Here is a 7,050-nt window from a genome sequence, read left to right as displayed (position 1 = left end):
GTCAGATGTGTATAAGAGACAGGTTAAATGCCATACATATCATTAATGAGTTCGTGGAAAAGCAATGATATCGAAAGTATAGAGAATATGGTAGATAATCGCGTATTAGCATACTATATTAATGAGCTAGGTGAGGCACAATCATTATCAAAGTCAACGCTCATTCACATGTTACGAAAACGCATGCAACAAGTGATGGAGAAAAATGACCTCCAATGGAACTTTGAAATTATCCATCGCGCCCATGTGCGAGGTAGTCAATTAATTATTTTTTATGTTTATTCACTTGAAAATCCAGATTACAAAAAAACTTCGAAAACGATGGTCACTATGACTTTCGGGGACGGAACAGGAGAAAGACATCGCATCAAAACGGTTTATATTACGCCTAATGTAACAGACGTCAATCAATAAAATAAGAAATATCGCGTAATAGCATTAGATATTTTAAACACAAACTCGGACGATACATAACCTTTCGTCCGAGTTTTATATCATCCATTTATAGTTAGTCCTCAATGCAATCATCACCGTGTATAATTTTTGTAAAACCAATGTTTAATTTTAATATAGTAATTCCACATAAAACTCCCCCCTTAACCCTATTCACATACGGCTTAATCTGATGTTAAATTTATTATAGTAGCGTCATGAAGTGAATACCATTAAAGAATGATTACAACCATTTAACAAATTATGTTAGCAAGATTTCAGAAAGGACGATTTTTTATGCAAAGTGTCACATCGGACATCTTAACGTTTAGAGGGAACCATTACGATTATGGGATAATGACAGGTCAATGGCTTCAAACAACAGCGTTGTTAAAAAATAGAAATAAGGAGTGGAAGAAACGTGTGCCCCGCTTCGATATTGATATCGAAGAAACTTATCACATTTATCAACAATATGCACCTCGAATCTGGGAAGAAATTATGGGCATTCAAGATGTTTTGAAAATTCCTACACGACAAGCGATTTTAAATTTTGCACATTACCGCTTCACAACACTGCCTGATAGTGGTTGTTCTGTTTACATTGGATCAGACTATTTAGTGAGAAATTACGATTATCACCCTGCAACATACGATGCCAGATATCAATTATTTGAGCCTCATGATGGGGGTTATGCGCAAATTGGCCCCATGTCTCGAGTAACAGGTCGTATGGACGGAATGAACGAATGTGGCTTAGTTATGGCCTATAATTTTATGCATCGCAAAAAGCCGGCGAATGGATTTGTTTGTTATATGGTTGGCCGTCTTGTCTTAGAAAATTGTAAAAATGTAGAAGAAGCCGTAGCTTTTTTAAAAGAAATTCCTCACCGGAGTTCATTTAGTTATATCGTAAAGGATACAAGTGGCGCACATGCCATAGTTGAAGTTTCTCCTAGAAGTATAGAGGTTCGATATGATCAAACTTGCACCAATCACTTTAAATTATTGACGCATGAAAATCGCAACTACACAAAAGAATCTAAAGAACGATTAGGTCGCCTTGAAAATCAAATTTCGAAAGTGCATGAAGACCGCTTTGAAGTATTTAAGCGGTTTAATCAACCCCAATACGAAATATATAGTAAATTATTTAAAAGTTGGAGTGGCACAATTCATACTTCCATGTATGATCCACATCAATTACACGCTTGGATTACATTAGGTGAAAATCAAGACCCGATTAAAATTGATTTTGGGGCTTGGTTAAAAGGCCATGATCTAACGATTAATCAAATTGAAGGTAGCATTGATACAGAAATTCAATTTGCGACAGAATAAATAAAACGCGCCATAAAAATGACACAGTTGTCATCCATTTATGGCGCTTAATCTATTTTATCCATTAATCTACCGTAATATCCCCATGATTTGTGTAAAGTTCAACTTTATGCTCTCCTTTACCATTTTTACCATGCTTTAAATGTTGATTTTTAATATGCGCATGCCCATGTTCTGGGTTTAACGACAGCATCACATTATGAGGTGTATTTCGATAATTTAAATCTATATTCCCTTTTTGTGTTGATCCTTTAAAATCACATTCTGTTTCCATATCATTCATCACGATATTTCCTTGCTTAATTTTAAAAATACTTCTATGAAGTGCTGAATGATTAGCATTAATCTGACCATTATCAACGCTGATTTCACTTTGATTCAAATGACTATTATGAATGTTCACTAACGATTCACGACCAATGATTTTAGTATGTGAAAATTGACTATGATTAATCGTCACTTCACCAGTGCGCTCATTCCAAAATTTCGCATTCTGACTATCAATACCATCGGCTTGTATTTTAGCGAAGCCAGTCGAAACATTAAGCTCTTTCAATTGTGCTGAGGGAACAGTGATAGTAATGTAATTACCTTCTCTATTGAAAGGATTTAAATTAGGTTCCTTCCCTCTTGAATGCTTGATTTCTGCAATATTTAACGTTTTGTGCTGCTTCGAAACGCTCAAATCTTCTTTACCTTTATATGTGACATGAAATTGTTTGCCTTCAACAATTTTGACATCAGCTGATGCCATATTCACGATGAGTTGATTAATTTCGTTTTTGGCGTATGTTTTTTCCACAGTTTCAATGGATTGTTGCTTTTTTTCAAATCCAAACCATACAATTGTTCCTAAAATAAAAGAGACTAAAAAACAACTCAAACCAAATATAAATAATTTTTTCATGGCTACGATGTTCCTTTTTTAATAAAATTGACATTCCATTTCAAATATCTTATGAGTAAGTTTCGAATTGCAATGATGAATTTTATAATAATGACCAGGAACATAGCACCCAGTCCTAAATAAGCAAAGCTAAAAAGATAATTGCTTAATGAAAAGCTGTGTAACCCTGACCATATATTCATAATGAGCAAGAGTATTGGGGATAGCAACATTCCTAATGCAATAAAAGTGCCTAACAGTGTAATAATCATTACAAAAAACAAAGGCACCAGAATAAAAAATAAAGTGATGACACTCATCCCTATTGTCGCAAAAACAGCATGTGCAATGTGCGCAACATCAGGTTTGCTTTCCGCATTTTTGACGGCATATTTTGCATATTGCTGCTTTGCAATTTGCTTAGGTGTATCTAAATCTTTAACAATAGCACGATCAGTTTTCCCTTTACGTCCTTCTTGATAAAAATAATTCTCATACGTATTCATCACTTCATCAATTTTATCATCGGGTAAACGATGTAGTTGATATTCTAATTCATTTAAAAATGTGATTTTATCCATCGTCCTCCCCCTTTTTACTCTGATATTAAAAATTATAAGGACTCAAACTTTAAAATTAAATAGTTTGATTAGATTTGTATTGTAAATGTCATATTCTTAATTTGTCGTAATCTTTTTAATTTTCATCAAATTATTATACTGTTATAATGTAAGTCAAGGGAGGGGTTATTATGGCACATTTAAAAACGTATTACGCACAATCTAAACCTTTCGATCAGTATATTCAAGACATGTCTCAAAATCAGTCCGAACTCCAATCGATATATCATCAATTTGAATTACCTTCAAATGATAGTCGCATTGAGCAACTTAAAGAAAAAGGTTATCGTTACGTTCTTGTCATTACAGAAGATTGGTGCGGTGACGCTATGATGAACAATGCGATTTTAAAGCATATCGCTGAGGGCGCAGATTTAGAAGTGCGCGCCTTTTATCGAGATGATAATACAGACCTCATCGATCAATATTTAACCAATGGTAAATCACGTTCAATTCCGATTTATATTTTTATGAATGAAAATTTTGAACAAAAAGCGGTATGGGGCCCGCGCGCGCACACAGTTCAAAAATTTGTTGAGCAAGTCCGTTCAGAATATTTACCTGATAAAAATGATCCAAGTTTTGATGATAAACAAAAAGAAGTTCATCAAACGATTCATAATCGTTATGCGACAGATCCTTCATTTTGGAATGAAGTCTATGAATCTATCTTATCTCGACTCATTTAAATGTAATCGCGCACAAGTTCGGTATCATGATTGATTCAATGTAGTGAAGAGTAATAAAATTAACGCCTCGAATCGAGTATACGTTTAACCAAACCGTTCTCAATTCGAGGCTTTGTTTTTAAATTAAATCTTATCTTGAGTTTTAATGATTATACCTTTATTAAACGATAAGACTCATGAGATAGACAAACCCTAAGCCACTCACAGAAATTATAGTTTCGACAAGTGACCATGTTAAAAATGTTTCTTTTACAGTCAGTCCAAAATATTCTTTAAACATCCAAAATCCTGCATCATTAACATGTGAACAAAAGATACTGCCAGCTCCAATTGCTAACACAACTAATGCTAAATTCACGTCTGTCGTTTGCAATAAGGGTAAGATGATGCCTGTTGTCGAAATTGCCGCAACTGTCGCTGAACCAAGTGCCAATCTCAATAGTGCTGCCACTAACCAAGCGAGTAAAATGGGGGATATGCGAACGCCCGTAAAAATATGCTCAACAGCGCCACCTACACCTCCATCAATTAAGATTTGCTTGAACGCACCACCAGCTCCAATGATGAGAAGCATCATGCCAATGGGATAAATCGCTTCTGTTAATGTATTCATGACCTGTTTTGTCGACTTACCACGCAAAATACCCATACTAAAGATTGCAAATATCACTGCAATTAACATGGCAGTACCTGCATTCCCTACGAAATATATGATTCTTTCTAAATGATTTTTCGGTCCTGACTCATGACCTGTCACTAACTGCCAAATGGTAGCAAATAACATTAAAAGAACTGGTAACAGCGCTGTAAATGTACTCAATGCAAAATTGGGCACTTTTTCATCTTCAAAGGTCTTGGCTGCACCGAGAGATGATATATCTCCTTCTCTTTCAAAAGCACTCCGCGATAGATAAGGTGCGATCTTTACGAATAGTGGTCCAGCAATTAAAGTGACTGGTATTGCAATGATAAAGCCATAAAGTAGCACTTCCCCAATAGGTGCATTTAATTCTTTAGCGATAACGACTGGCCCGGGATGCGGAGGCAAAAAGCCATGTGTAACAGAAAGAGCTGTAACCATTGGTAATCCTATTTTTAATTGAGATACATTCATACGTTTAGCAATGGTAAAAACTAACGGAATTAACAAAACGAGTCCGACTTCAAAAAATAAAGCAATACCAATCATAAAAGACGCAATCACCATCGCCCATTGCACATATTTCTTACCTAACTTTGCAATGAGGGTGTCAGCGATTTGTGTCGCACCACCACCGTCGGCTAATAATTTACCTAACATTGCGCCTAAACCAAATATTAAAGCAATATGACCTAAAGTTCCTCCTATACCTGCTTCAATGGTTGTTACAATTTTATTGTATGGCATCCCCAATAAAATACCCGTCAACATAGCTGTAATAATAAGTGCAATAAAAGTGTTTAACTGGAATCGCATAATAAGTAATAATAAAACGATGATACCAATGAGAACGCTGATAAGTGGCCAAAATTCATGTAACATTTTGTTCCCTCCCTATTTATCTTTTAACTGATTTTGAAATTGAGATAAAGTTTGATAAGCATAATTCAAATCACGACTAATCTGTATAAAAGCGGATGCTAATTCTTGATAGAGATTGACATTCTTATCATGAGGGACATGTTGATGGGTAGAGCCCATCCATGTTTCGACGATGGTATAATCCTCAATATGATTGAGCGCTTTTAAGCCTAAAACACAAGCGCCGAGACATGAACTCTCATAACTTTTAGGGATCTCTACTGTACAATCAAAAATATCGGCCATCATTTGTCTCCATAAATGGCTTTTTGAAAATCCACCTGTGGCCTTAATTTTCTGAGGTACGTCCTCCATGACTTCGACTAAAGCTAGAAATACTGTATAAAGATTAAACAAGACACCTTCCATAACAGCGCGTATCATATGTTCTTTTTTATGTGACAACGTTAAACCAATAAAAGAGCCACGCGCATTAGAATCCCACAACGGCGCACGCTCACCTGTCAGATAAGGATGAAAAAGTAAGCCATTTGAACCGGGCGGCACAGTTTGTGCAATACGGGACATGACGTCGTATGTATCAATTCCGAGTCGCTTTGCTGTTTCAATTTCACTGGCAAGTAACTCGTCTCTTAACCATTTCAATACGACACCACCATTGTTAACGGGCCCTCCAATAACATAATGATGTTCATCAAGGACATAACAAAATATACGTCCCTTTTCATCTATGACAGGACGGTCAACTACCGTTCGTATTGCACCTGACGTACCAATCGTGATGGCAACTTCCCCTTTTTCAATACTATTGACACCTAAATTAGAAAGAACACCATCGCTCGCCCCGACAACAATCGGCATTTGAATTGAAAGACCGAGTCGTTGGACAGTAAAATTATTTTCTATAGCTAATACTTTGGTAGTTTCTACCAATCGCGGTAATTGGGAGAATGAGATATTTAGTAAATCTAATACCGATGCGTCCCAATCTCTATTTTTCAAATGATAGAGTCCTGTGGCTGAAGCAATGGATTCATCCATCACCCATTCTCCAGTTAATCTGAATAACACATATGACTTAATGTCTACAAAGAAACGTGCTCGATTAAAAAGATCCGGAGACTCATTTTTTAACCACCACAGTTTAGAAAGTGGTGACATCGCATGAATTGGTGTGCCAGTACGTTTATAAATCTCATTTCCCTCATAATGCTTACGCAAGTCTTCGGCTGCAAAACGAGCACGATTATCTGCCCATGTCATACTGTTTGTCAAAGGTTGGTTATTTTCATCAATAAGTAAGAGACTGTGCATTTGTGCACTAAATGAAATAAATGCAACGTCTTCACTTGAAATTTCACTTTCGATTAAAACGGATTGTATCGTTTCAATAACTGCTTTAAAAATCACTTCAGGATCTTGTTCAGAAATATCTATTTCAGGTGTCAGTAATGGGTATTCGATTTGCTTTTTTAATTGTATATGTCCATTCGTACGATATAAAACCGCTTTTGTACTCGTCGTACCAATATCTATACCTATCATAAAATCTTTCATGTT

7 protein-coding genes are annotated in these 7,050 nt (G+C 35.8%); 3 read left to right on the top strand and 4 right to left on the bottom strand.

Going from position 1 to position 7,050, the window contains the following annotated elements; translation table 11 throughout:
* The first annotated feature begins 27 nt into the window (after nucleotides 1-27).
* Both CD118_RS07445 and CD118_RS07440 read left to right on the top strand, forming a co-directional pair.
* Nucleotides 28-414 carry a hypothetical protein gene (locus CD118_RS07445; protein WP_060829661.1) on the top strand — a complete coding sequence of 129 codons (387 nt, stop codon included), beginning with the start codon at nucleotides 28-30 and terminating at the stop codon, nucleotides 412-414.
* Nucleotides 415-729: 315 nt separating this feature from the next.
* The gene (locus CD118_RS07440; protein WP_103356491.1) at nucleotides 730-1,773 is read left to right on the top strand and encodes a C45 family autoproteolytic acyltransferase/hydrolase; all 1,044 of its coding nucleotides are present in this window, start codon (nucleotides 730-732) and stop codon (nucleotides 1,771-1,773) included.
* Between the two features lie 64 nt (nucleotides 1,774-1,837).
* Here CD118_RS07440 and CD118_RS07435 read toward each other — a convergent pair whose 3' ends face one another.
* Nucleotides 1,838-2,680 carry a DUF4097 family beta strand repeat-containing protein gene (locus CD118_RS07435; protein WP_103356490.1) on the bottom strand — a complete coding sequence of 281 codons (843 nt, stop codon included), beginning with the start codon at nucleotides 2,678-2,680 and terminating at the stop codon, nucleotides 1,838-1,840.
* A 2-nt stretch (nucleotides 2,681-2,682) separates the two neighbouring features.
* Nucleotides 2,683-3,240, bottom strand: coding sequence for an HAAS signaling domain-containing protein (locus tag CD118_RS07430; RefSeq protein WP_050345405.1), 558 nt, complete (start codon nucleotides 3,238-3,240; stop codon nucleotides 2,683-2,685).
* Between the two features lie 170 nt (nucleotides 3,241-3,410).
* Here CD118_RS07430 and CD118_RS07425 point away from each other — a divergent pair, with 170 nt between their 5' ends.
* Nucleotides 3,411-3,968 (top strand): thioredoxin family protein, encoded by a 558-nt coding sequence (locus CD118_RS07425; protein ID WP_103356489.1) that lies wholly within the window; start codon nucleotides 3,411-3,413, stop codon nucleotides 3,966-3,968.
* A gap of 160 nt (nucleotides 3,969-4,128) precedes the next feature.
* Here CD118_RS07425 and CD118_RS07420 read toward each other — a convergent pair whose 3' ends face one another.
* Nucleotides 4,129-5,490: a gluconate:H+ symporter gene (locus CD118_RS07420; protein WP_060829658.1), complete on the bottom strand. Its 1,362-nt coding sequence runs from the start codon at nucleotides 5,488-5,490 to the stop codon at nucleotides 4,129-4,131.
* A 12-nt stretch (nucleotides 5,491-5,502) separates the two neighbouring features.
* Nucleotides 5,503-7,047, bottom strand: a complete 1,545-nt coding sequence (gntK, locus tag CD118_RS07415; RefSeq protein ID WP_060829657.1) for a gluconokinase — start codon at nucleotides 7,045-7,047, stop codon at nucleotides 5,503-5,505.
* Between the last annotated feature and the right edge of the window lie 3 nt (nucleotides 7,048-7,050).

Origin of the sequence: Staphylococcus coagulans (assembly GCF_002901995.1) — a bacterium.
Taxonomy (GTDB): Bacteria; Bacillota; Bacilli; order Staphylococcales; family Staphylococcaceae; genus Staphylococcus; species Staphylococcus coagulans.
The sequence above is the reverse complement of the archived record's forward strand: the minus strand, read 5'-3'. Positions and strand labels throughout refer to the sequence as shown.